At 34.7% G+C, this 897-nt stretch carries 2 protein-coding genes; both read left to right on the top strand.

The annotated features are described in order from the left end of the window. Window positions 1-181: topoisomerase DNA-binding C4 zinc finger domain-containing protein (locus tag ACH0CI_RS28205; protein WP_406902660.1), on the top strand; the 181-nt coding region annotated here is incomplete at its 5' end. A 48-nt stretch (window positions 182-229) separates the two neighbouring features. Further along, on the top strand, window positions 230-790 hold the full coding sequence (locus ACH0CI_RS28200; protein WP_406902659.1) for a hypothetical protein: 561 nt from the start codon (window positions 230-232) through the stop codon (window positions 788-790). Window positions 791-897: the final 107 nt, after the last annotated feature.

Genomic DNA, 897 nt, shown 5'->3' with positions numbered 1-897 from the left:
GTTTATTAATGAGGTAAATCCAGTTTTTAAGGCACGAGAAATCTTTGAAAACATTACACCCGAACCTCGTAAATGTCCGAAATGTGGGCAAGACCTAGTGGTACGGGATGGAAACGGCACGCGTTTTTTTGGCTGTTCCTCTTTTCCAGATTGTCGCCATACAGAAAAAATCAGTAAGTAAATGTAGAAATCTAAACGAGTAAAACGCAGCAGAAGAGGTCTCTTGTATATGAATTTTATAAGAAAAACACTATGTAGCAAGTTAGGTATGCTGCTTTTAGTAGCCCTAATATTGATTGTAGTATTAGTTCTAGGATTGACAAATTGGACTGATAAGGACAGGATCTCCAATGATTTTGCTGAACAATTATTTAAATATCCCCTTCCACCTAAAACAAAAGTTATTGAAAATGAGCAAGCTAATGGAAAACATCTTGTTGGTGGTAGTTGTGGTTATTGGGGAGTTATTGCGTCAGTAAGGCTATCTACCAGACTAAGCAAAGAAGAGATATTGATGTATTATCAAAAAGCAGGATTATTTAAATACCCTAAAAGTGATAAAAGAGGTGTAGAACCTGAAATTTACTTTCAAGGTGACTTCCAGAAAGTCGAAAGTCCGCAGGGTGATTATTACAGAGATAAAGAAGGAACAAGGAGATTTTTAAGTAACTATTATTATGAATCAGGAAAAAAAGTAAATGATCGTATACTCAAGGAAAATCATAGTCATGAAGTGGAATATGTAGTTCAAATAACAAGTGACTTTGATTACCTTCTAAATATTGATTAACAAACGTTTTTAAAGTGCTCAAATTTCCATCGACTGGGCAGTTATACGTAAAACAAAAGTTAATTTCCTCAGAGAGCGTTTCTCTGCATATCAAAGTCGTAGATTAA

The sequence above is a fragment of the Priestia sp. 179-F W1.4 NHS genome (assembly GCF_045369295.1).
Taxonomy (GTDB): Bacteria; Bacillota; Bacilli; order Bacillales; family Bacillaceae_H; genus Priestia; species Priestia zanthoxyli.
This window is presented reverse-complemented; position numbering and strand designations above follow the sequence as displayed.

Excerpts from the sequence above, each read along its gene's own strand:
- ACH0CI_RS28200 (WP_406902659.1), top strand. The coding sequence starts at position 230 with ATGAATTTTATAAGAAAAACACTATGTAGCAAGTTAGGTATGCTGCTT.